Origin of the sequence: Francisella sp. SYW-9, assembly GCF_008711465.1 — a bacterium.
Classification (GTDB): Bacteria; Pseudomonadota; Gammaproteobacteria; order Francisellales; family Francisellaceae; genus Francisella.
In genome coordinates this window covers 26882-52174 of record NZ_VXKQ01000017.1, presented here as the reverse complement: position 1 = coordinate 52174, position 25293 = coordinate 26882, and the positions used below count along the sequence as shown (strand labels likewise).

Sequence of the window (25293 nt, the reverse complement as noted above, 5' to 3'; positions counted from 1 at the left end):
GATTATAAAAGGTGAGTAAGTTATGAAAATATCTAAAGTAATGGTTACCATAATAATGATATTTATAATTATTTTTCTTATCTGTGCCTTTCTATTTTTGGACGCAAAATTTGAAAGAGATGCATACTTATATGCAAATTTCACAAGAGTAAGTAGTGTTGAGAGTGGACAAATAAGAAAAATATATGTAAAAAAGGGATCTTATGTAAAAAAAGGACAAACTTTATTTAAGCTTGACTGTAGATACATAGATAAAAAGTTAAAAATATTAAATTCTCAAAAAGAAAAGATATCAGTACAGCTTAAAGATATTGTTACTAAAATAACGTTAGCAAAGAAACAAAGAGACTTAGCTTTAGAGAATTTAGCCGTCCAAAAAAAGGACTTTGAACGCTATAAGTTTTTAATCGAAAAGCGTGCAGTATCTAAAATACGAGAAGATTTAGCAGCAAAAAACCTAATTCTTAGTGAGTCTCTTTATGTTAAAGCAGATCAATCAGTTAACAATCTTAAAGTAGAAAAAAATGATCTAAAATCTAATAGAAAAATACTTAATGCAAAAATAGATCAGAAAAAATATTTACTAAGTAGATGCTCGATCAAAGCAGAAACAAATGGATATGTGTCTAACTTTATTCTACAAAAGGGAGATTTTATTACTCAAGGTAAAACTCTCTTCTCTATAATAAATACAGATAAATGGTTTATAATCGCAAATGTTAAAGAAAGTAACCTTAAATACTTATCTACTGGTAAAATAGTCGATATTACAACTAGTCTAACAGGATTTAAAAAATATAAAGGAAAAATAGTTAGCATTGAAAAGGGAATCAACAAGCCTCAATATAACAACTTCTCAGCTCTTTATAATATAAAAAGAAATATTGAATGGGTCAGACTAGATTACAGATTCCCTGTTCTTATTGAGGTTTTATCTAGAGATACAAAACCTTTCAGATTAGGAGCAGATGCTCATGTATGGTTCTAAAGTTTTCAATATTCAAAAAAAAGATTCTCAAGAGGTTTTATTTATCGCTACTGTTGTATCTATTTGTGGTGCTATTGCTGTTATCGTTAATGACGCTCTAGATTTCGATTACCCTTTTTGGGCAGCTACAGCAGCTATTGTAATATGGTCGAATGGGACAACTATTACCATTTATAAGGCATGGAGAAGGTTATTTGCAACAATTATAGGATCTACTATAGGGTTATGTTTAAGTGTAGCTCTTATAAATTTATCTTTTGTTGGTATAGCTATTATTTTTATAGTTGGGTCTTTCTTCTTATACTTATCAAGGATATATACTCAAGAAACATATTTTCTACTTTTTATAGGTCTTCACATTTCTTTTATAGGAGCATCTTGTATAGCTGATCCGACAATGGCTTTTCACTTAGCTGAATACAGAACTCTAAGCAATGTTGTTGGTATCTTCTGTGCTTTAGCCTTTATCGCTTTATTACCAATAAATAAAGGAAAGGATTTTACGCCAGCTGTGCCACTATCAAACAAACACGCACTATTAAGTGCTGTGAGAATGTTTTTTGCCATGAACCTATCTGTAATATTTTGGATGTCTATAAATATCCCTGGTGGTTCAATAAACATGATCATAACAATCATAGCTATCTCAGGAGTTGAGATAAATAAAACTGTAGCAACATTTCATAGAAGGTTTTGGGGATGTTTATTGGGTGTTGTATGTGGTATATCATGCATTGTAATATCTAGCTTTTTTGCTATTTTGATATTTCCTCTATTTGTTGTTTTTTCAACCATCTTTTTGTACTTTACACTTCAGCATCCATCCTATGGTTATGGCTATGAGCAGGCAAATAGGGCTTTTATGATGGTTTGCTTTCCAACAAGTTTTGAGGCTTTTAATTTCTTTGATGGAACAGAAAGAGCTTTAGGAATATTTGTAGCATTATTTATACTACTATTACTCGAGGGCTGTGAAAAAGGCATTCGAGCTATATATCCTATTTTACTAAAGTATATAACTAAACAACTAATAAAGTAAATAGTCATAAAGTTTCAACTTTTTAAAAATATTTATTCTACCTTTTTTATTCGATTTTTTTTATACTCGTAATTATAACAACTATATCTTTTGAGAGCTCAAGATGTATACGACAAAGCTACATGCTGGGACGAAATTTCCTAATATAATAGTAAAAAATCTAAACAATAGTAGAGTAATACTAGGTAAGCCGGCAGTTAATACAGAATGGCAAGTTATCATTGTTTACCGTGGTCATCACTGTCCTCTTTGTACAAAATATCTCAATCAAATAGAGACCTATAGAAAAAGACTGTTAGAGAATAAAGTTGATCTAGTTGCTGTATCTGCTGATAGTAGAGAGCAGTTAGAAGATCATCTAAAAAATCTAGATATTGGTTTTCCTATTTATTATGGATTAACACAAGTGCAAATGGAAAGCTTAGGATTATATATTTCTGAACCAAGATCAGCCCAAGAAACAGATCATAACTTTGCAGAGCCAGGATTATTTGTTGTTAATGAGAAAAATCTTTTACATGTTGTTGATATTTCAAACAACCCCTTTGTTCGTCCTGAGCTGGAGGCATTAGTTTCTGGGTTAGAGTGGATTAGAGACCCTAAAAATAACTATCCTCTACGAGGAACATCCAGCTATTAGCAAAACCCCTATAGATATACTTAAAACATCTAAATTTTTCAAAATAAATTAAAATAATATTTACTAATCTAAATACATCTTTTTAATTTCTGATAGAATAAATCAAATACAAAAACTCAAATTTATAGATAAGAATATGGAAAAAGTAAGTTTTAAATCTCACGATTCAAATATTGCGGCTTTACTATACAAGCCTGAAAACTTTAGCGGAAATAGCAAATACCCAGCAATAGTTCTTTGCCATGGTTTTGCTGGTTTTAAAGAAGTGCTACTTCCGGCATATGCTGAAGCTTTTGCTAAAGCAGGATATGTAGTTCTTAACTTTGACTATAGAGGGTTTGGTGAAAGTGAAGGTGAAAGAGGTAGATTGGTACCAAAATTACAAATAGAAGATATAAACTCAGCGATAGACTATGTTACTAGCTTAGACTTCGTTGACTCTAGTAAGATCGGACTATGGGGAACTTCATATGGTGGCGCAAATGCTATCACTGCAGCAGCTCAAAATGATCTAGTTAAATGTCTATCTGTGCAACTAACTTTTGCTAATGGTGAAAGAGTAATCACAGGAGAGATGTCTGCTGAAGAGAAAGAAAAGTTCTTTGGTATGATCGATAAAATGTTAGCTAAGAAGGAAAAAACAGGTAAAGAGATGATGGTTCCTTTACACAAAGTTCTAACCGATGAGCAGTCAATCGGATTTTATGAAAGATATAGTAAAGAGTATGATGCTTTTGATATTAAGATTCCATTCCTTACAGTTAATGAAACTATCTCACACAAGCCTGAAAACTATATAGGTGACTTAAAGATACCTGTATTAATAGTTGCTTCAGATACAGATTCTGTAAACCCTGTAGAAGAGTCTCATATCCTATATGAAAAAGCTAATGATCCTAAAGAGCTTATGGTTCTAGAAGGTGTTAGCCACTATGAATGCTATGAAGGCGAACCATTACAGCAAATACTTACTAAACAAACAGCTTGGTTTGATAAGTATATTAAATAATTTCTGTTTTCTTAGTTTTTATTGAAATTCTAAAGTAAGTTTAGAATAACTCATTATTCTTTCAAAAAACTCTTCAAATGATCTAAAAACCAAGTGTATCTAATAGGTAGATCTTTATATTTTTTATATAAAACATATATGCTCTCATATGTCGGAACTTCTAAATCTAGAATTTTCAACTTATCAGAATATTCTAAGTTCTCTACTGTAAATCTAGGCAATATCGTAAAGCCTAGACCTAGAGACACCGGTAATAAAATTTGACTGAGCTGATTAACATAACCAGTTTCTCTAACACCTTTTAAACTGCTATGAGATCTGTTGTTATTTTTAAATATTTTCTTAAGGTAATATAGCCCATCTGGATGATTAATAAATCCTGTATTTATAATGTCTTCTAAAGATTTCTGTTGTTGTCTTTTTGAGATCACTACTACAAGTTCTTGGGCACCCACCTTTAATTCTGTAAACTGTTCTGAGTCTTGTTTATTTGTCACTATACCAATATCAATTTCATTAGAATTGAGCATCTCAAATATCTTTTTATTAGGGGCTGACTCCAAAGATATTCTAAGATCTTGATGTTTAGATTGATACTCAAGAAAAGGCTTATATATCTGTATTAAAATACTTCCTGAGCAGCCAAATTTACACTCTCCTTCATAAGGGTAGTCATGGCCTATTTCTAATACTAACTCTTGTTCTCTATCTCTTATATCTACAGCATATTTATAAAGTAGATGCCCTGCTTGAGTTAACTCAAATTTTTTACCAGTATTATTTATGATTGTTTTGCCGATACTTTGCTCGAGTTTGTTTATATGTTGGCTAACTCCTGATTGAGTCATATTTAGAAGTTTCGCAGTTTTTGTATAGTGACCAACCTCAACTAAATTTAAGAAAGTATTGAGAAACTTACCATTAATCATTTTTTGTAATTAAAACAATCATTTTTAATAATTTTACATTATAACATATAAGAAATATAATCATCACATAAATTAAAGAATCTAATAAAAAGGAAGAAACAATGCAAAACACATACCCAAGAAATTTCTCACACATTGGAATATCTGTACCAGATCTTGAAGCAGCTGTTAAATTTTATACTGAAGTTTTAGGCTGGTATACGATTATGAAACCAACTGAAATCGTTGAAGATGATAGTGCTATTGGAGAAATGTGTACTGATGTTTTTGGCGCAGGCTGGGGATCATTTAGAATAGCTCATTTATCTACTGGTGATCGTATTGGAGTTGAGTTATTTGAGTTCAAAAATCAAGAAAATCCAGAAAATAACTTTGAATACTGGAAAACAGGTATTTTCCACTTCTGTGTCCAAGATCCTGATGTTGAAGGATTAGCTCAAAAAATAGTTGATGCTGGTGGTAAACGTAGAATGGCTAAACCTAGATTTTATTATCCTGGTGAAAAACCATATAGAATGATCTATATGGAAGACCCATTTGGAAATATCTTAGAAATCTATAGCCATAGTTATGAATTACACTACTCTGCTGGTGCGTATAACTAAGATATATTTTAAAAACCTCTTATCACACTCTATAGCATTGGCGATTATTAACCTTAACTTAAACACTATGATCAATTTGTCGAGTGACATATCTCTTTTGTAAAAACTCTACTTAGAAAAAAATATTTACAAGTTTTACAGCTAAGCTTTTACTATAATATCGATGAATATTATAAAACTTAGAATCTTTTAATTTATAGCTGATATGGACCGTACAATAAAGTCTCAAATAGTCCTACTATACTGCTGCCAACTTATAGTTATTGTAGCAATGGAAATGTGTAACCCATTTCTACCTATTTATTTGCGTTCTCTTAGCAACTACGGATTATTACATGCTGGTACATGGAGTATTCTTGCATATACCCTACCTTTGGTTTCAGCAATAATATTCTCTCCAATTTGGGGTAAATATGCCGATAAGTTTGGCTATAAGACTATGATCCTCAGAGCTGCAGCGGCTTTAGCAGTTATTCAAATATTGATATATGCTACTGATAATATACTCGTATTTACAACTCTTAGATTTATTCAAGGGGCTATTGCAGGGTATTTACTAGCCTCACAAAGCTATGCTGTAATTATCGTATCAAAAGAGTATCGTAGTAGAGTGCTAGCTTGGTTGCAATCCTCAACAGCTGTAGGTATCGCCCTAGGACCATTATTAGGAGGCTTTTTAGCAAGCATTTTTAATTATAATAATGTTTTTTTGATTAGCTCTTTAATGACTAGTTTTACATTTTTATTACTCTTATTTAAGCTCAAAAAAATTACTCCTACTTACTTCCCTAAAGCTAAGCATAAAGAAGATACACAGCTTCAAAAGCAAAATAATAAGCTAGGATACCTTTACTTTAGTGTAATATTTCTGAGTATTTTTTTATTCCAAACTGCAAAGTTTCTACCGCTATCTTTCTTTGCTACCTATGCTAAAGACTACTTTAGTGGAAATCCTATGATTATAGGAGCAATATATTCAGCACCTGCTTTTAGCTTACTATTTATCTCTGCACCATTAGGGCATTTTTTTGATAAATTACTAAAGAAAAATAATCAAAAATACTATTTTGCTAGTGGTTATTTTATAGTTATATTTACTCTCGCTGTAATAGCTATCTTCGTACATACTACAACCCATAACATCTATGAGATAATAATAGCCAGACTTATACTAGGCGTAGCATTCGCCGGTACCTTACCTTGCTTGTTTAGCCTCGCTTGTAGAGTTAAGGATAATAGTTTTGGCTATATTATAGGATATTGTAACTCTCTTTCTAAGTTTGGTAGCCTTACAGGGATTTTTGCTGGGGGAATAATATTTCAGTTATCTAATCTACAAACAGCATTTTATATTGCTAGTTTTTTATATTTTAGTCTAGTAGTCGTAAAGATATGTTTGTTTTATGTATTTAACCCAATAGTTTCTAATAATCAAAGCAAAGAGTTACGTAACATTTAATATACTTACATTTATAGCTATATTTCGTATGCTAATGCAGTTGTTGTAATTGTTGTTATCGGTAGCTTACCTGGTAAGCTTACATTAGTACCATTTAGTTGAAACTGAAGCTGGAGACTCAAATTTTTATATAATTTAGCGGATAATATAGTATTACTCTGATAGATAAATACATTAGGATTGACAGTATTATTATTTTGATAAGCATAGTTAACTATAAAATCTTCTTTAAAGTTTGAATCTTTTGTAAAGTTCCATACATATTGCACCCCTGATTGCGCACCAAAACCATTAGTAAATTGACCAGTGCTGTTAAGTTGGCTTTGTGTTAAGCTGGGTCCTGCTGTTACATTTAATGACATATTATCATTTTTATACAAAATTCTCTTATAACCTGCAGATTCCATAAAGACATAATTAAATACGTCTAACTCATCACGTAGTACATTTAAGTTACCATATACCCCATTTCTCTTATCATAATCCCATGAACTTTTTGCACTTAGCTGTGCCCTATTTACTCGAATTCCTGATTTATCAGAAACAGTATCATCATGACTATATAAGTAATTAAAGAGTAAATTATTTTGCCACTGCTCTGATGGATTATAGTTAATATTTATTCCAACATTTAGGTTTGTAGTAGCACTATTACCTGTAACAATACTTCCACCAAAACCTATAGATGTACCTTTCCAAGGGCTAGTATCTTTCTTATCCTCTTTTTTAGTATCTTTTAAAATTTCTTGCTTAGATTTAGAAGGTACTTCTTCTTTCTTTTCAGCGTTATCTTTTAGATTAGTTTGAGTGGCTTTTTTAGGCTCTACTTTTTCTTCTACATTATCTTTTGTTGCAGGAGTAGTTTTATCTTGCTCTTTTTTAGCAGTATCATCTGGTTGCTCTGCTAACTTTTTATATTTTTCAGCGAGCTTTTTATACTCTAAATATTTCTGCATAGCCTCTTGTTTTGTGATCGCTTCTAATGGCGTAGAAAAACATAAAAATGCAAAAAGCACTATAATGAATTTCTTAAAATTACCACCTTGCATTGAGTACCCATTTCAGAGATAAAAAGATCATTTATAGTAGGGTAACATATTTTATAAAAACGCCAATAGATTTGAGAGCTAGCAGTTTAAATAATTATAATCTAATGATTCTGTAGTCACAGGTCATTGATCTATCGGTCGTTTAGATTGAAATAAGACAAGCACACTGTGCTGTGTTCACTACAATAAATTTATTAATTTGTACTCATTAGCAATTAAATTCGAAGTGCTGTCATGAAAGCATATAGATTTGAATAAAATCTAATCAATAACATCCAAAATATTATCTAAAGTTAGATTAAATTCTCCACTACTAATAACTTCTTGCAAAACTTTACTTAAAGTATCAATCCCAAAATATTTTTTAATAATATATGCAGATAAATATATTGCGGATAAACACCCTCCGCATGAAACTATATTGTTATTTATAGATATAGGCTTATTTACAATCTCATAACCTTTGCTTCTTAATTTTTCTGCAGTTTTAATATCTGTAGAAACAGCTAAACCTTTTAAAAGACCTAACTTCTCCAAAAACAATGCTCCTGAACATTGAGAGCAGATTAGTTGATTCTTAAAAGATATATTTTTCTTTAGTTTAGAAATTATTTGTTCATTCTCTACTAATTTATTAGTATTACTAGAACTTCCAAATATAACGACATCATCATTAATAATTTCAGAAATATTTTTATCAGTTGTTATTTTTAGTCCATTCATTGATGTAATGTCATTAGAATCACTCACTATAGAGACATTAACAAATGGATAGTACCTCTTTAACCTTGATAAGATATGAAAAGAGATAAAAGAATCAATTTCATTAAACTTATCAAAAGTACATATTGATATATTCACAATCTTTACTTATTTTATTTTCATAATTTAAGCTCTCTTTGCTTATAACGTTAGTTCTTTTTTTGTTGCTCTATGTATATTTTCATTTGCTCAAATATACTATATTTTTTGTTAATCTCTCCTTCTTTCTGAGACTCAAAAAATTTAGGTGTAATATCAAACCGGTAAGCAATATAGCGTTGAGTAGAGTTTGTAAAGTTTACATATACATTAATAATACCTTTATGATTGATAACCATAAATTTAGCAATAGTAACATCCCTACTAATACTGCTGTAAGGACCATTATAATAACTTCCTAAAAGCTGATATAAATCTCCCATCTTGTAAGGAGTATGTGTTTTTTTTAACCATAACTGTAATGTTTTGTTACGACCAGCTGTTGTAAATGGAATTTTTATATTTTGCTTTTTAAGAAGCTTTAAGTTGTAATAATTCGTATTCCAAACAACTCCGTTACTAATAACTTTCTCTGCATACATGTCATGTGCACCTACTTGAAAACTCGCAACCTGTGTCGAATCACTAAGCGTATAATTTGCTAGTTCACTATTACCAAAAAGAGATTGAGCATGTTCTTGAACATCTTTAATCGTTTTATACTTCATTAAAATTGTTTTTATTGTATTAGCAACATCATTATCTATATTTTTATCTTTATTTGGACGACTCGATTCGTCATTCATTGTGATAGCCAAACCATACTGATTTATACCGCTTGAGATATAAGGCATATTATTTTTAGTCTTTCCATAAACTAAAGCAATATAACTATATCCTTGCTTTGGCTTAACAACTTTAAGTTGCTCATACTCAAAAGGACTAGCATCTCTATTCTTTGCTAATAAAGTCCCTCCACCTTCAACCATTTTTCCTGAAGCTGCAATTGCTGTACAAGCATAAGCAGAATGCGATAGAAATCCTACTAAGACTAATGAATAAAAATATTTTTTAATTGCTTTTATCATATTATCTAGTTTATATAATGCTATTACATAATAGCTTATATAGATATCCTAATAAATTTTAGTAATTTTATAGCAATAAAATTCAAATAAAATCTAATGATAAAAAGGCTGTTTGAACAAAGTGCTTAATAAAAACATATCACTAAAACTTACTAGCAAATAGTGAAAGTTTAGAAATTCCTCTGGCTAAAATTAAAACTCATGATTAAACTCTAAACACTGTCCTCTTTGATCGCTAACAACTTTGCCTTTATGATATTTCACTACACCATTTACAATTGTAGTCTGAACCTTTGATTGGAAAGTAACATTGTTAAACGGAGTCCAACCACACTTATAATGACAACATTCATCTGTCACAGTATGCGGATCATTAAGATCTACTAATACTAAATCAGCGTGATATCCTTCACGGATAAAGCCACGATCTTTTACTTTATAAACTATAGCAGGAGCATGAGCTGTCTTTTGCACAACTTGCTCTAAAGTTAAGAAACCTTTGTGATAGTGCTCTAGAACTAAGATAAGAGCCTGCTCAACAAGTGGCATACCGGCTGGAGCTTTAAAGTAAGTACCTTGTTTTTCTTCCCAAGTATGTGGCGCATGATCTGTAGCAATTACATCAATAGTATTATTTGCTACACACTCTAGTAGTTTCAAACGGTCACTTTCTTCTTTAACCGCTGGATTACATTTAATACGCGAGCCTTTATCAGCATAATCTTTACGTGAGAAGAATAAATGATGAGCACAAACCTCTGCTGTGATACGCTTTTCTTCAAGAGGAATAGTATTATCAAAATGTACCATCTCTTCAGCTGTAGTTAGATGTAATACATGTAATCTTGAGTTATATTTCTTTGCTAAACCTACTGCAAGCTCAGATGATTTAAAACAAGCCTCACGTGAACGAATCTCTGGATGTAAATCCATTGGTACATCTTCACCATATTTTTCACGTGCTTTGTTTTCATTTTCTGTAATCATTGGCGTATTTTCACAATGCGTTACAATAAGTAATGGACTATCTTTGAAGAAACCTTCTAAAGTTTCAGGATTGTTCACTAGCATATTACCAGTTGAAGCGCCCATAAAGATTTTGATAGCACAAGCATCATTTGGTTTTAGGCGTTTTAACTCTTCAACATTATCATTTGTTGCACCTAGATAAAAAGCATAGTTTGCATGCGATCTAGCCGCAGCACGCTCTTTTTTTTCATCTAAACGCTCAACTACTGTAGTAGCTGGATTTACATTTGGCATCTCCATATATGATGTGATACCGCCCATCACCGCAGCACGAGATTCTGACTCGATATCTCCCTTATGCATAAGTCCAGGCTCTCTAAAATGCACCTGATCATCTATCATCCCTGGCAGTAGATGAAGGCCTATCGCATCAATAATTTTATCTGCTGCTTTATCTATATTTGCAGCAACTTGAGCTATCTTGCCATTCTCTACTAAGACATCTGACTTAAACGTTTTCCCCTCATTTATAACTGTAGCATTTTTGATAAGTAAGCTTTGATTTTGCATTTTTTCCTCCTTTACAATCTACGAAAATTATAATAAACCATATTTAAAATCACCAGGTTTAAAACTAATATTTGCTCTATATCCATGTTAACATGTCTAGTTAGCCAATAACTTCAAATCATAAGCAAATGGATAAAATAGATACTAATAACAACCAGTACTGGCTAGATAGATGGCAAAATAATGATGTCGAAAACTTCTGTCAAGAATCTCCAAATGAGTTTTTAGTTAAGCATTTTTCTAAGCTTCAAATAACTAGTTCATCAACTTGTTTTATGCCAATGTGTGGCAAAAGTATAGATATATTATTTTTCCTCTCAAAAGGAGTTAAAGTGGTAGGTGTTGAGTTATCAGAAAAAGCGGTTATCTCATTTTTTACAGAAAATCGCATCAAATATGAAGTTATCGAAGAAAAAGACTATAAATATTATAAAGGTGAAGATGTTGTAATATATGTGTCTGATATTTTTAATTTACCTGAAATACTTAAAAACTTACCTAGTTTTGATATTTGGTATGATAGAGGTGCATATATTGCCTTACCTCCTGAGTTAAGAGAAAGATATGCAAAGATGATGCAAGAGACATGCTCAGATAAAACACAAATATTACTTCTAGTGATGGAGCATGATAAAGAGGCTCAAACACCGCCATTTAGTGTCTCTCAAGATGAGCTAGGTAAAAACTTCTCCCCAAATATAAACTTTGGGTTAATTGATAGTCAGTCAAGAGATACTATTCCAGACTATAGAAAAGCCGAGGGAATGACTTTTCAATATTATAAAACTTATATAAGAGAATAAAAATTTAGCTATTTCATGTAGTGACAGATCTGTCAGCTGTTTAGTATAGCTATAAAAAATAGCACACTGTGCTATCACTACAATAAACTATAGATAATTAGCTTTTAATTTGAATTTCTACTTTTGAAACTTCTTATTGATATTCTGCATATATTCTTCTAATGCTACTAAAGTACAGCTGTCATCTTTATTCATAATTGGTAATTTAACATATTTGCCATCATATCTAAGCTTAACTGTATAGTTCTTAGCGTCTTTGTATAGTTCAAACTGTAAATTACTTGCATAGCCTGGAGCTTTTTCTAAAGGTACTCCTAAAGTTCCCATAATCTCAAGTAACGTTAAATCATGACCTGAATAATAAGTCATCTTATATTTTGATTTACCTACAGCAGCTTTATCTAGATCACTAATTATTCTATTAGTAATCTTACCACCCATAATATAAGAAACTTTTTGTGACTTAAACTGTTGCGCTAAGCCCCAACTTGTTAAAGCAATTATCTTATTAGCATCTTTTTGAGATAGACCTTTTGGTAGAGGTTTATCATGAGCCTTAGCAACAATCAGAACATCTCCTATTACTAAGATATCATCTAAGCCTGATATTTTATTACCTAATATTTTTTGCCATTTTGCAAAATCAGGTGCAACTTCTTTAGTCTTGTTCTGCCAAGCTGGTGAGTTATAAACATACTTTTTTAATACCGCTAAGTATTTTGGATAAGGAAATTGAAGAAGCTTTGAGTCTGCTGTTAGAGTCATTATAGGTACTAGTTGAACTCTATCTTTGATAGCTGCCTTACCATTACCTAAAACTGGACCAGTCCCAGGAGGATAAAGACCCATTAGTAAGCTTTGTGCACTTTCAACCGTTCTATTTGTATGACTTGATAATACCGAGATACTTTGGTTTTGGTAGTTTTTGGGCAAAAGTTTAAATTGCTCAACATATCTCTTTCTTAACTGTTTACCTAAATTATATTCTTGATTCATGCCTATTGGTGTAAGCTCTGATAAAGAAGTACCCCAATCATAGTTAGCGTTTTTGATATTCGCAAAAGGAGCTCTATCACCATGACGAGTCACCAACGATACAAAAACTAGTTTACCTTGAGAGTATGCTACAGGGATTAATAGCACGAATAATGTAATTGCTGTGACAATTCTTTTCATTTGTTTTATTACCTATCATATTTAATTTGCATAATATTAGCATTTTTGAAACATAAAGTCAGAATCAACTTATACAGTTCTCTAAAAACATTGAAAATAAAGGATTCTGCTAGATAATTTACTGTTCTTTGTACAGGGTTTTAGCAGCATAAATCTTAAGGGATAAAAATTAATTCTAATATAAAAACGGCTTTAAAACTACCCTAAAAACTAATTTATGCAAAAGTTAAAAAAACACTCTTTACATCTAGTAATCGAATGCCTAGAATACTTTCAATTTGTCTATTAACTTTATAAGAAGTAAATGATAAAAAAATTTTTCAGACACTTTTTTTCTTTAATTCTCACTCATCACAGTAAGGTTGTTTTATGATATTAGCTAATGATATGACTAATGCGATATTGGTTTTCCCAGATGGTACTTATTACCTAGGAAGATCAATAGGTGTTCGTGGTTGGACTGACGGCGAAATTTGTTTTAACACGTCAATGACAGGCTACCAAGAGACTCTAACAGATCCATCATACGCGGGACAAATTATCACATTTACCTTCCCTCATATAGGTAATGTTGGGATAAATAATGAAGATAACGAGTCACTAGGCGTATTTGCCAAGGGCCTAATTGTTAGAGAAAACCTAACTAGCCCATCAAACTTTAGATCAAAAAAGCATATTGATACATGGCTTAAAAACAGAAACATCGTTGGTATATGTGGTGTTGATACTCGTGCAATCGTACGTAAAGTACGTAAAGAAGGTGCTGTAAGGGTTGCTATACTATCTGTAAAACCTGGTGAGTTTCTTGATGCAAACTATGTCAGATCAAGAATCAAAAACAAATCAAACCTTAGTGGTAGAGACTTAGCGATAAGTGTTACAACAAATAGAGAGTACGATTGGAATGAGCATACTTTCTCACTAGGACAAAGAGTTTATAAACATCAAGAAAGCTATAAATACAGCGTTGTAGTTATAGACTATGGTGTTAAGTACAACATTCTAAGGAACCTTGTAGATGCTGGATTTAAAGTAACTGTAGTGCCAGCTGATAGTACTTATGAAGATATTATGAAGCATAATCCTGATGGTGTATTTTTATCAAATGGTCCTGGAGATCCATTTGCGACTTCTGACTATACTATGCCTGTTATCAAAAAACTCCTAGAAGATAAAATGCCAATATTTGGTATCTGTCTAGGCAACCAGCTACTAGCTCTAGCGGCGGGTCTAAAGACTAAAAAAATGCATAAAGGTCATCGCGGCGTAAACCAACCTGTACTTGATGCAAATACTAAAAAAGTACTTATCACAAGCCAAAACCATGGTTTCGTAGTATGTGATGATGTAGTTCCAGACAATATCCAAATTCATATGAGCTCATTATTTGATGGTACTGTTGAGGGTCTGAGATTTACAGATAGACCTGCTTTTGCAGTGCAATATCACCCAGAGAGCTCTCCTGGACCTCACGACTGTAAGTATTTATTCAATGAATTTGCTGAAATGATAGCAGAAAGTAAAAAAGGGAATTAGTAAGATGCCAAAGAGAACAGATATAAAAAGTATTTTGGTTTTAGGTGCTGGACCGATTGTTATTGGTCAAGCTTGTGAATTTGATTACTCAGGAACTCAAGCATGTAAAGTGCTAAAAGAAGATGGCTATACAGTATTTCTAGTCAACTCAAACCCTGCAACAATCATGACCGACCCTACAACAGCCGATAAGATTTTTATTGAACCAATCTCAGTTGAAAGTGTTGGTAAAATTATAGCTAGAGAGAAGCCTGATGCTATATTACCTACAGTTGGTGGGCAAACAGCTCTTAACTGCGCTTTGGAATTAGATAAAGCTGGTATTCTAGAAAAGTATAATGTTGAAATGCTTGGGGCAAAAGCTGACTCTATTGATAAAGCAGAAAATAGAGAAAGATTTAACAAAGCAATGGCAAAGATTGGCTTAGAAGTACCAAAAAATGTCGTTGTACAATCTATGGAGCAAGCGTATAAAGCTCTAGAGGATATTGGTTTACCTGCAATTATTAGACCATCATTTACTCTTGGTGGTAGTGGTGGTGGTATCGCTAATACTAGACAAGAGTTTGAAGCAATTGTGAAAAATGGTCTAAGCCTATCTCCAACTAATGAAGTACTAATTGATGAGTCTATCCTTGGTTGGAAAGAGTACGAAATGGAAGTAATCCGCGATAAAGCTGATAACTCAATCATCGTATGTTCAATAGAAAATATTGACCCTATGGGAATCCATACTGGTGATAGTATCACAGTAGCACCAGCTTTAACTTTGACAGATAAAGAATACCAAATAATGCGTGATGCTTCGATTTCTGTACTTAGAGAGATCGGAGTAGAAACTGGTGGTTCAAATGTACAGTTTGCCGTAAACCCTAAAGATGGTAAGTTAGTAGTTATTGAGATGAATCCTAGAGTATCTAGATCATCAGCATTAGCATCAAAAGCTACTGGTTACCCTATTGCAAAAGTAGCTGCTAGATTAGCAGTTGGCTATACTCTTGATGAAATTGATAATGATATTACAAAGGTTACACCTGCTTCATTTGAGCCAACTATTGACTATATAGTTACAAAGATCCCTCGCTTTACATTCGAAAAATTCCCAACAACTAAAGCTAACCTATCTTCACAAATGAAATCTGTTGGTGAAGCTATGGCAATCGGTAGATCATTCTCTGAGAGCTTACAAAAAGCTCTAGTATCTCTTGAGACTGGCCTAACAGGTTTAGATCAAGTTGAAATCCCAGGCTATGATGAAGAGAAATCTTTCTATCAAAATAAAGCTGTGATTCTAGAGTCACTAAAAGAGCTATCTCCTATGCGTATCTTAAGAGTTGCTCAAGCTCTTAGATATGGAATCAGTGAAAAAGATATTCATGATGCTTGTAAGATAGACCCTTGGTTTATCGAGCAAATTGCAAATATTGTTGCTGCAGAAGAGACTCTTAAAAAATCTGGCTTACCAAATAGTAAAGAAGAATTTTCATACTACAAAAATATTGGTTTCTCAGATGCTAAAATTGCTGAGATTGTCGGCAGAACCGAGAGATATATTAGAAACTTTAGATTTGGTAAAGAAATCTACCCTACTTTTAAACGTGTAGATACTTGTGCGGCTGAATTTGAGTCAAAATCTTCTTATTTATACTCAACTTATGAACACTACTGCTACGAAGAGATTGTACGTGATTGCGAGTCTGATATATCAGATAACAAAAAAGTTATAATTTTAGGTGGTGGTCCAAACCGTATTGGTCAAGGTATCGAGTTTGATTATGCTTGTGTTCATGCAGCAAAATCGCTTAAAGAAGAAGGTATCGAGACAATCATGATCAACTGTAACCCAGAGACAGTTTCTACAGATTATGATACTTCTGATAAATTATACTTTGAACCTCTATGTGCTGAGAATGTTTTAAACATTATCAAAAATGAGATGCGTAAAGGTGAAGTACTTGGTGTAATCGTACAGTTCGGTGGCCAAACCCCACTAAAACTAGTATCTGCTCTTCATGAAAATAATATCCCAATACTAGGTACAGACCCTGATAAAATCGACCTAGCAGAGGATAGAGAAAGATTTAAAGAACTACTAGATAACGTTGGCCTAAAACAACCTCTAAACACTATTGCATATACTATTAATGAGCTAAAGAAAAATATTAGCAAAGTTGGCTATCCTGTAGTTGTCAGACCATCTAATGTACTCGGTGGTAGAGCTATGGAAATTGTCCACTCTCAAGAAGAGCTAAACTCTTATATTAATAAAAATGCTAAATGTATTCTTGAAGGGCCTATCTTGATTGATAAATTCCTAGAAAATGCCATTGAACTAGATGTTGATGCTCTTGCTGATGGTGGCGATCGTGTATTTGTGGCAGGGATTATGGAGCATATTGAAGAGGCAGGTATTCACTCAGGAGATTCTGCTTGCTCCATACCAACTAGATCACTTAGAGATGAGCAAATTGAAGAAGTCAAACAAGCAACTATCAAACTAGCTAGAGAATTAGATGTAATAGGTTTAATGAATGTTCAGTTTGCTTATCAAAATGATGAACTTTTTGTGATCGAGGTAAACCCTAGAGCTTCAAGAACAGTACCATTTGTTGCAAAAGCTACAGGTAATAGTATTGCAAATATTGCTACTAAACTTATGATTGGTAAAAAGCTTTCTGACTTTATATTAAATAACCCAATACCAAGACACTTCTCTGTAAAAGAAGCTGTATTTCCATTTGGTAGGTTTGAAGATGTAGATTGCTACTTAGGTCCTGAGATGAAATCTACAGGTGAAGCAATGGGAATGGATAGAACTTTTGGTGTAGCATTCTACAAAGCCCAAGAAATGGCTTTTAATAAGCTTCCTCTAAAAGGAAATATCCTAATATCTGTAAGTGACGCAGATAAGCCTAAGATAGTTCAACCTGTTAAGGATCTTATTGAACTAGGCTTTAATATCTTTGCTACAAAAGGTACAGAACGCTTCTTAAGAGAAAATGGTATTGAGTGTAAATTCTTTGATAAGGCTTCTGATAATATTGGTAATGATCAAGTACATAGTACTGTCAATGCTATCGAAGATGGTGAGGTTGATCTACTTGTTAACACTTCTGTTAGACAAGAATTAAATATCAGTTTAGCTCTAAGAAGATCGGCTATTATGAGTAGAGTTCCTTATGTAACAACAGCTGGTGCTTTTGAAGCTTTTGCAGCTGCAGCAAAAGATATGAAAGCTATTGATAACTCCTTTAGTGTTAAAACTGTAAAAGAGTGGATTAATAGCTAATTATACACATAGTATAATTGTCATACCTGCGCAGGCAGGTATCTGTCTAATATTTCTGAGATTCCCTCCTTCGAGGGAATGACAAGCTTCAATGGAGATTACAAATGCTATCATTTAAAAAACTTCTACGCGGCGATCAAATAGATAAAAATGATCTATCAAACCTTTTTCACCAAGCTGATATCTATAAAGATAAATTAGCTAAATCAGAGCCTATAAAAGATCTAGAGAACAAGGTTTTAGCTTCTTTATTCTTTGAGCCAAGTACTAGGACTAGATTCTCATTTGAATCAGCTATGAACAGACTTGGAGGAAAAGTTATCTCTCTAGAAAATGGCTCTTCAAGTTCTACTCAAAAAGGTGAAACTCTTGATGATACAGGTAGAATGATGGATCAATACGCAGATATTATAGTTATGCGTCACCCTAAACCTCATAGTGTCGAAGAATTTTCTAAATATGTAGAGTCTCCTGTTATAAATGCTGGTGATGGCGATAATGAGCACCCTACTCAATCTCTAGTTGATTTATATACTATTTATTCTGAGAAAGGCTCTCTCGATAATCTAAAGATAGGTTTTATTGGTGATCTAAAATATGGTCGTACTGTTCATTCTTTGACAAATATCCTTGCTAAGTATAATGCTTCGTTTAAGTTCATATCCTCAAAAGAATTACAAATACCTGAAAAACTTAGAGATTTTATAAAAGAGAATGGTAACTCTTTTACTGAACTAGAAGAGGTAAGCGCTGAAGCGCTAAAAGATTTAGATGTGCTTTATGTAACAAGAGTACAGAGAGAAAGATTTCCTAATGAAGAAAGCTACCTAAAAAATAAAGATCTTTGCTATCTTGATAGAAAACATATATCAACAGAAAGTAATTTTATAATCCTTCATCCCCTACCAAGAGTTGATGAAATGGACAGATCTATAGATGAGCTTAGTTGTTCAAAGTACTTTGAACAGGTTAGATATAGTATACCTATTAGAATGTCTTTACTTTATTCATTGTTAAAATCTCAAAAATAATTCTTCATTTTTTCATCTATATTTTGACAAAAATCTGACTTTACATTAAAGTCTATTAACTATTTTTTTAATTATTAGTATAAGTTTCTATAACTTTTATTAAGCTTAGTATGAAAAGAAATGAAGACTTAATGTGGTCACTTAGCTTATTTGGTACAGCTATTGGCGCAGGTGTATTATTTTTACCTATCCAAACAGGTATCTCAGGAATAGTTCCGGTTTGTATTGTTTTACTCTTTATATTTCCTATGGTTTTTTTATCTCATAGAGCTCTATGTAGATTTGTAATATCAAACCCAAATACAAGCTCGGATATAACTGTAGTCGCTGATGATTATTTTGGTAAGATTGGAGGAATATTTTTCAATATTTTATACCTTTTCGCAATACTACCTATATTACTTGTTTATAGTGTTGGTATTACAAACACACTTGCAAACTTTTACTCACACCAAATACACTGTGAAGTTCCTAACCGACTTCTCTTAAGCTTTTTAACTATCATAGTTCTTGTATTTATTATTAATTTTGGTCAAAAGCTTATTATTAGAGTTATGAGCTTTTTGGTTTTTCCATTTATTTTTGCCTTAATAGCTCTATCTCTATGGATGATACCTTATTGGAATTTTTCTATAATCTATACTAGCTTTGAGCATAATCACTCTTTTTCAGGAGTTATATTAGCTATTTGGATAATTATGCCCGTGCTTATTTTTTCTTTTAATCATTCACCAATTATTTCTTCATTAGCTGTCTATACAAAGAAAAAATATAAGCAAAATGCTGATGGTAAAGCTTCAAAGATTATTGCTTACAGTAATGTTTTAATGATTGTTACAGTAGTGATATTTGTCTTTAGTTCAATGCTAACACTAAGACCTGATGACCTAGAATTAGCAAAACAACAAAATATTTCTATCCTTTCATTTTTAGCAGACCATTTTAATAATCCTTTATTAAAATACATAGCTCCTTTAATAGCTCTAATTGCTATGAGTAAATCATTCTTTGGTCACTACTTAGGCTCAAAAGAAGGTATAGATGGTATAGTTTGCAAAATAACAAAAAATAGAATAAAAGAAGAAAATATAAAACCTATAACTCTTACGGTTGTATTTTTACTATGTTGGCTTGTGGCGTATTTAAACCCTAATATCTTAGATATGATCTCTAGTATCGGCGGTCTTGTGCTAGCTGTTATATTATTTATTATGCCTATATATAGTATCTATCAAATCAAATACCTAAAAACATACAAAAATCTAATTGCTGATATATTTATCCTAGCTGTGGGAGTTATCGCTCTTTCGTCAGCTATCTACGTTTTATTCTAATTAATCATATAAATTTGACATTTAGCCAAATAAGAGATAAATTGTATCCACCCTAATGGGGGCGAATATGGTTTCGACATGAATGTCAAAATCTAAGGTGCATGCCGAGGAAGTACCGTAACCTCGTTAATAACAGTACAAATGCCGATAATAACTGGCAATAAAAAAGCAAACCGCGTAGCGGCTAACGACAGCAACTTTGCTGCTGTTGCTAAAGCTGCCTAGTCTAGCTTAAGAACCTAGATGCGCACGGATATGATAGTCTTTCTTATGACACTATCTTTACATCCGTTCATATTCCGCATAAGACGGTCTTTGCTTTTTGTCTGGAAGTTCAGGCTGTATTTAACAGACTCGCTAACTATTACCCTGGCTAATTGGGGAATAGCTAAGCTAAACTTAAATAGATTAGCCTAAGCATGTAGATCCAAGGACGGAGAGTTTGTGGACGCGGGTTCAAATCCCGCCGCCTCCACCAATTATTATTTTCAAACAAATTATTACCTCAATATATTATTATTTAAGATTAGCATATATATTCAAAATGGGTAATACATATGCCATAAAGTTCTTGCTTTAACCATTATTTATAAATAGTATTTCAATACACTATATCGCATAATGGTTTAGGAAAATCCTTGTGATGAAAAAAACTAAAATATTAATCTATTTGTTAGCATTGTTGTCTATGCTAACTGTTAATATATACTTGCCTGCAATACCCTCATTACAAGCAAGCTTTATAACAACAAAAGCTTATATGGGTATGACTATCAGCTTATATATGTTAGGACTTGCTATTGGTATTCCAATATATGGTGCACTATCAGATCATATTAATCCAAAAAAAATACTAAGCTTAGGAATTATTATCTATATCTTAGCAAGCATCATAGCAACTTTCTCAACTAATATTCATATATTTGTAGTAGCTCGACTACTACAAGGTTTAAGTGCCGCATGCGCTCTTTCATTATGGCAATTACTTACATTTATTTTTTTTGAGAAAAAAGCAAAGCATCTAATAAATACAGGTTTTATAATAATTGGCTCAATGCCAGCATTAGCACCTCTTGTTGGTGGAGTGTTAATGTCTTATACATCTTGGCATGGTATTTTTATATTTCTAGCAATCCTAGCTTTAGTAATGCTTGTTTTAGCTATACAGTTAAAACTTCCACCAAGTGTTCTTTTAAAAAACAAGCAGCACCATGAACGTCATATTATTATATCTATATTGGAACAATACAGACATATATTTAGTGATATTAGATTTTTATTATTAGCTTTCGCTAGCTCGTTTATATATATGTCGGCCCCAACTTACTTATCTGAAGTACCTTTTTTACTAGCTAAGTTACACTATTCTACACAAGACTTTAGTCTATTTTTCATTCCTATATCCGTTGCTTTTATCATAGGAGGATACATATCAAAGCTACTCCTAAAATTAGATGTGTCTGTTATTAAGCTATTTATTATGGCAAGTAGCATATTTATATTAACTCTTATTATTGTAATAGTCTCAAAAATAGCAGGAATTCATCTATCTGGATGGCTATTAATGACACCATTTTTTATTATGACAATTGGCTCGGGCTTTGGTTTAGCCAACTTAGTTAGTGAGGCTATTCATAGACACCCTCTTAGAAGAGGTACAGCAGCGTCTGCTATTGGATTAATACAAAATTTAATGGCTTTTATTTTTAGTGGTATAGGTGCTCACTTGACTCATTATGGATATGATGGCCTTATCATAACCTATTTTATTATGATACTACCTTTTATCTTCTGTGTTTTTTCATTTATCTTTTTGTCAAAAAAGAAAATTACAACTCTATCTCCTTAGATCTCATAATTTAATATAGCAAAATTTTACAGTTTATATAGCACGCTGACTCTCAGATATTTTTATAATATGCTGTAACTATTACTAGCTCTACTTTTCAACTCTAATATAATATCAAACCTAAAAATTAGTCATTAAGTCAAGCAAAAAATATATAAGAATTTTTTATATATTCATTTATCTAGAAATATCAATAAGGAGAGCAATTTTGAAAAAAATTCAAGCCTATTTTAGAGCAAAAAAAGTGCTAAGATTAATTTCCGTACTCCTTATAGTACTTTTTATAAATGAAGTTTTTTATACAAAAGGTAAATAACAAAAGTAGGTTTAAAGATGCAAGAAAATAATAAAAAAGAAAAATTATTATTTACTAATAAATCTACTTTATTTAGCAACTATAAGGAGACTAATCATGTACAAGAGTATCTTAGTTGAAAACCGACAGATGAGACTTTTATTATCAGTTATAAAATCTCACTATATCTCAGATAATCATAATAGAATACAAGAAGTAAATATGACTCATGTAGCTAATAGAATTAGTGATGAGACAATAAGAAACTACGTAATGGATTGCTGGTACAACCTTGAAAAAAAAGTAGGATATGAAGTTACTTTACTAGAAGATAACTCTAAGAAAAGTATTATTAATAGACTATATAAAAAGTCTAGTTCTTTAAGCTTTGTTGTTAAAACAAAACCAGATCATACATCTGATGAGATTCATAAATCAATAAAGAAAACATCTAATATTGATGTGATAATTAAAGAGTTTAAAATCTAATTTGAGTAATACTTAACGCCTCTTTTAATCTTCTCTTTACCATTTTCAACTCGCCATTTATTAGTATCTCTAAGGCTATATGCACAGCCACAATATTCTTGCTGATAAAATTTCTCTTTTTTAGATATTTCTAACATCCTATAAGAGCCACCTTTTTTACGCCAATTAAAATCCCAGTATTGTATATTTTCAAATAAAGAAGCTGCCTTTTTACCTGAGGTATTTATTTGCTCCATATTTTTCCACTTAGAAATTCCTAGCGTACTAGATATTAAAGTAAATCCATTTTTACTCGCATATTCAGCTGTTTTGACAAATCTCATATCAAAACACATTGTACATCTAATGCCTCTTTCTGGCTCATCTTCCATCCCTTTAGCTAAACTAAACCAATTATCTTTATCATAATCAGCATCTACAAATGCCATACCTAACTTATCAGCATATCTTTTATTTTCTTCTTTCCTAATTATGTACTCTTCAGTTGGATGAATATTTGGATTATAAAAATATATAGTAACATCTATATCTGATGCCGCTAGTGCATCCATTACTTCTCCAGCACATGGTGCACAACATGAATGTAGTAATATTTTTTTGCTTCCATCAGGAGTTTGTAATTTAGGTCTTTCATAATTATCTAATAAATATTCTTCATTCATCATGGCGATAGCTTCTCTAAATTTATTATATTTTTTATACCATACTATTTATTTTAAAAAATAAATAAAGCAATGACATACCAAAGATACTATTTTTTAATCTAGCACTATTAAATTAATTTACAAAAAGATATTATTTAAATAGTAGATAACAATTATAAATATTATAAAATGAAAAAAATCTTTCTATTTATTTTTTTAATAATATTTTTAAGTGGCTGTGGACTCCAGCATAGGCCAGATCATTTTTCTACAACACCTTTAGCAAAAAATAACTACGGCAAATTACTCACCAATAAAACAAATAATAATCATGATTTTTTCTGGTAATAATTAATATTCTATTTTTTCTATCTCTAGCATTATTAAAAAAATTTATATAAAATTAGCAACTTGTTAATATAATATTAAATAAAAATGTTAAAAAAATATTCTCTTCTTCTTGCCATAGGTCTTATTTGGGGATCCCAATTTATAGTTCAAAAAGAAGCTATTGAAAATTTTCCTCCTATACTTATTGCTTTAGCGAGATCTTCTATTGGCTGTATTGTACTTTGCTGTGTTTGCTATTTATTAGGTCTAAGATCAAATCCTTTTAAAAAAGGGTTTGCTATTTATTCATTGATAGCTTTCTTAGAAGCTACTATGCCTTTTATGCTAATACCATGGGGACAAAAATTTGCTAGTCCTTCGATTACTGCTATTTTAACAGGAACTGTGCCCTTCTTTGTCGTTTTATTAGGTCCTTTTATAGTGAAATCAAAAATTACTGTATCAAATATATTAAGTATTTCTGTTGGGTTTATTGGTCTTTTAGTACTTTTTTATCCAGATTTGATATCTCAAAATCATTCATTCAATATATTAGGAATACTTGCTATATTAATAGCAACAACATCCTTTGCTTTATCATTACTTTTCTTAAGTAAATTTTGCTTTGATGATCACCCTGTTATAGTCTCAAGAAACCTTCTTATTTCCTCAACTATACAAATAGTTATCTTAGTAATTATATTTAGACCTAACTATAGTAGTGTTCACTGCTCAGCATTATCATTATCGTCATTAGTATACTTAGGAATTTTTTGTGCTGGTATTGTTTATTTTTTATACTCCTCTCTTATAAATCTTGCCGGTCCTATATTTACATCTTTTACTAACTATCTTGTACCTTTATTTGGTGTTGTTTTTGGAATTCTAATAAATCATGATCCATCAAATATAACTGTTTGGATATCTCTGGTAATTATCCTTTTCGCTGTTAGCTTAAACTATATAACTAGACACTAAATAAAAATTTTTATTCTCTATGCTTAGTTTGTTTTTATTGATAAAATATAATTGCAATTTAAACAAAAGGAGAGGCTAATGAAGTGTCCATTTAAAGAAAGTGAAACTTGTGGTAAAAGTTTGGATTATGTGCCTTAGCAATATTTTTAACTATACTTGGTGTTGCTATAGCACTAAAAATCATTACTTTAATTCTTTGCATATTTCCTGGATCTATACATGAGAATACTTGGCTCGTTGTTATTTCTATAGTCTTAGTTTTATTTGCTGCTAAGTATCATAAAAATAGTCATTGTTGTGATTCTATGTGTAATAAATCTTGTGATAAAGAAGAGTCTGATAAAAAATGTTGCAATAAAAATGAAGAATCTAAAGATGATTCTCAAAACTAGTTTTCTTAGTTCTTTATCATAATTTTCATCTATAATATCCCTTAAATATAAATCATTTTTT

22 protein-coding genes and 1 other RNA gene are annotated in these 25293 nt (G+C 31.6%); 16 read left to right on the top strand and 7 right to left on the bottom strand.

Going from position 1 to position 25293, the window contains the following annotated elements; all coding sequences use genetic code 11:
* Positions 1-22: 22 nt before the first annotated feature.
* The 4 genes from F3D62_RS08365 to uilS all read left to right on the top strand — a co-directional run bounded on the left by F3D62_RS08365 (position 23) and on the right by uilS (position 3676).
* On the top strand, positions 23-988 hold the full coding sequence (locus F3D62_RS08365) for an HlyD family secretion protein (protein ID WP_150467798.1): 966 nt from the start codon (positions 23-25) through the stop codon (positions 986-988).
* Positions 975-2027, top strand: coding sequence for an FUSC family protein (locus tag F3D62_RS08360; protein WP_150467797.1), 1053 nt, complete (start codon positions 975-977; stop codon positions 2025-2027). The genes F3D62_RS08365 and F3D62_RS08360 overlap by 14 nt, the downstream gene beginning before the upstream one ends.
* A 103-nt stretch (positions 2028-2130) precedes the next feature.
* Positions 2131-2667 (top strand): redoxin domain-containing protein, encoded by a 537-nt coding sequence (locus F3D62_RS08355; RefSeq protein WP_150467796.1) that lies wholly within the window; start codon positions 2131-2133, stop codon positions 2665-2667.
* 136 nt (positions 2668-2803) lie between these two features.
* Positions 2804-3676: a UilS family quorum-quenching N-acyl-homoserine lactonase gene (gene uilS, locus F3D62_RS08350; RefSeq protein ID WP_150467795.1), complete on the top strand. Its 873-nt coding sequence runs from the start codon at positions 2804-2806 to the stop codon at positions 3674-3676.
* Positions 3677-3729: 53 nt separating this feature from the next.
* Here the strand turns inward: uilS and F3D62_RS08345 are convergent, their stop codons facing one another.
* Positions 3730-4605 (bottom strand): LysR family transcriptional regulator, encoded by an 876-nt coding sequence (locus F3D62_RS08345; protein ID WP_150467794.1) that lies wholly within the window; start codon positions 4603-4605, stop codon positions 3730-3732.
* A 101-nt stretch (positions 4606-4706) separates the two neighbouring features.
* On the opposite strand from F3D62_RS08345, the gene F3D62_RS08340 reads away from it, so the two are divergent.
* The gene (locus F3D62_RS08340; RefSeq protein WP_150467793.1) at positions 4707-5210 is read left to right on the top strand and encodes a lactoylglutathione lyase family protein; all 504 of its coding nucleotides are present in this window, start codon (positions 4707-4709) and stop codon (positions 5208-5210) included.
* A 205-nt stretch (positions 5211-5415) separates the two neighbouring features.
* Entirely contained in the window at positions 5416-6669 is a 1254-nt protein-coding gene (gene fslB, locus F3D62_RS08335; RefSeq protein ID WP_150467792.1) for a rhizoferrin export MFS transporter FslB, read from the top strand.
* Between the two features lie 17 nt (positions 6670-6686).
* On the opposite strand, the gene F3D62_RS08330 is transcribed toward fslB, so the two are convergent.
* From F3D62_RS08330 to F3D62_RS08315, 4 genes are all read right to left on the bottom strand, one after another.
* Positions 6687-7718: a YdiY family protein gene (locus F3D62_RS08330; RefSeq protein ID WP_150467791.1), complete on the bottom strand. Its 1032-nt coding sequence runs from the start codon at positions 7716-7718 to the stop codon at positions 6687-6689.
* 261 nt (positions 7719-7979) lie between these two features.
* Entirely contained in the window at positions 7980-8579 is a 600-nt protein-coding gene (locus tag F3D62_RS08325; RefSeq protein WP_150467790.1) for a DJ-1/PfpI family protein, read from the bottom strand.
* A 50-nt stretch (positions 8580-8629) separates the two neighbouring features.
* Positions 8630-9547 (bottom strand): carcinine hydrolase/isopenicillin-N N-acyltransferase family protein, encoded by a 918-nt coding sequence (locus tag F3D62_RS08320; RefSeq protein WP_150467789.1) that lies wholly within the window; start codon positions 9545-9547, stop codon positions 8630-8632.
* Between the two features lie 192 nt (positions 9548-9739).
* Positions 9740-11086 (bottom strand): dihydroorotase, encoded by a 1347-nt coding sequence (locus F3D62_RS08315; protein WP_150467788.1) that lies wholly within the window; start codon positions 11084-11086, stop codon positions 9740-9742.
* 128 nt (positions 11087-11214) lie between these two features.
* On the opposite strand from F3D62_RS08315, the gene F3D62_RS08310 reads away from it, so the two are divergent.
* Positions 11215-11889, top strand: coding sequence for a thiopurine S-methyltransferase (locus F3D62_RS08310; protein ID WP_150467787.1), 675 nt, complete (start codon positions 11215-11217; stop codon positions 11887-11889).
* A gap of 117 nt (positions 11890-12006) precedes the next feature.
* Here F3D62_RS08310 and F3D62_RS08305 read toward each other — a convergent pair whose 3' ends face one another.
* On the bottom strand, positions 12007-13065 hold the full coding sequence (locus F3D62_RS08305) for a histidine phosphatase family protein (RefSeq protein WP_150467786.1): 1059 nt from the start codon (positions 13063-13065) through the stop codon (positions 12007-12009).
* A 369-nt stretch (positions 13066-13434) separates the two neighbouring features.
* On the opposite strand from F3D62_RS08305, the gene carA reads away from it, so the two are divergent.
* The 7 genes from carA (at position 13435) to F3D62_RS08270 (ending at position 22888) form a co-directional block, all read left to right on the top strand.
* The gene (gene carA, locus F3D62_RS08300) at positions 13435-14601 is read left to right on the top strand and encodes a glutamine-hydrolyzing carbamoyl-phosphate synthase small subunit (RefSeq protein ID WP_150467785.1); all 1167 of its coding nucleotides are present in this window, start codon (positions 13435-13437) and stop codon (positions 14599-14601) included.
* 4 nt (positions 14602-14605) lie between these two features.
* The gene (carB, locus tag F3D62_RS08295; RefSeq protein ID WP_150467784.1) at positions 14606-17890 is read left to right on the top strand and encodes a carbamoyl-phosphate synthase large subunit; all 3285 of its coding nucleotides are present in this window, start codon (positions 14606-14608) and stop codon (positions 17888-17890) included.
* Positions 17891-17994: 104 nt separating this feature from the next.
* A complete protein-coding gene (pyrB, locus tag F3D62_RS08290; protein WP_150467783.1) occupies positions 17995-18921 on the top strand; it encodes an aspartate carbamoyltransferase in 927 nt (308 codons plus the stop codon).
* A gap of 110 nt (positions 18922-19031) precedes the next feature.
* Positions 19032-20255 (top strand): aromatic amino acid transport family protein, encoded by a 1224-nt coding sequence (locus F3D62_RS08285; protein ID WP_150467782.1) that lies wholly within the window; start codon positions 19032-19034, stop codon positions 20253-20255.
* A 57-nt stretch (positions 20256-20312) separates the two neighbouring features.
* Positions 20313-20733: a transfer-messenger RNA gene (gene ssrA / locus F3D62_RS08280) on the top strand.
* Between the two features lie 165 nt (positions 20734-20898).
* Positions 20899-22104: an MFS transporter gene (locus F3D62_RS08275; RefSeq protein ID WP_224732664.1), complete on the top strand. Its 1206-nt coding sequence runs from the start codon at positions 20899-20901 to the stop codon at positions 22102-22104.
* Between the two features lie 409 nt (positions 22105-22513).
* Positions 22514-22888, top strand: a complete 375-nt coding sequence (locus tag F3D62_RS08270; RefSeq protein WP_150467780.1) for a normocyte binding protein 2b — start codon at positions 22514-22516, stop codon at positions 22886-22888.
* On the opposite strand, the gene F3D62_RS08265 is transcribed toward F3D62_RS08270, so the two are convergent.
* Positions 22885-23553: an epoxyqueuosine reductase QueH gene (locus tag F3D62_RS08265; RefSeq protein WP_191092571.1), complete on the bottom strand. Its 669-nt coding sequence runs from the start codon at positions 23551-23553 to the stop codon at positions 22885-22887. The two genes, F3D62_RS08270 and F3D62_RS08265, sit on opposite strands and share 4 nt — an antisense overlap.
* A 168-nt stretch (positions 23554-23721) precedes the next feature.
* On the opposite strand from F3D62_RS08265, the gene F3D62_RS12755 reads away from it, so the two are divergent.
* On the top strand, positions 23722-23880 hold the full coding sequence (locus tag F3D62_RS12755) for a lipoprotein (protein ID WP_191092570.1): 159 nt from the start codon (positions 23722-23724) through the stop codon (positions 23878-23880).
* An 87-nt stretch (positions 23881-23967) separates the two neighbouring features.
* Positions 23968-24840, top strand: coding sequence for a DMT family transporter (locus F3D62_RS08260; RefSeq protein WP_150467778.1), 873 nt, complete (start codon positions 23968-23970; stop codon positions 24838-24840).
* Positions 24841-25293 lie beyond the last annotated feature (453 nt).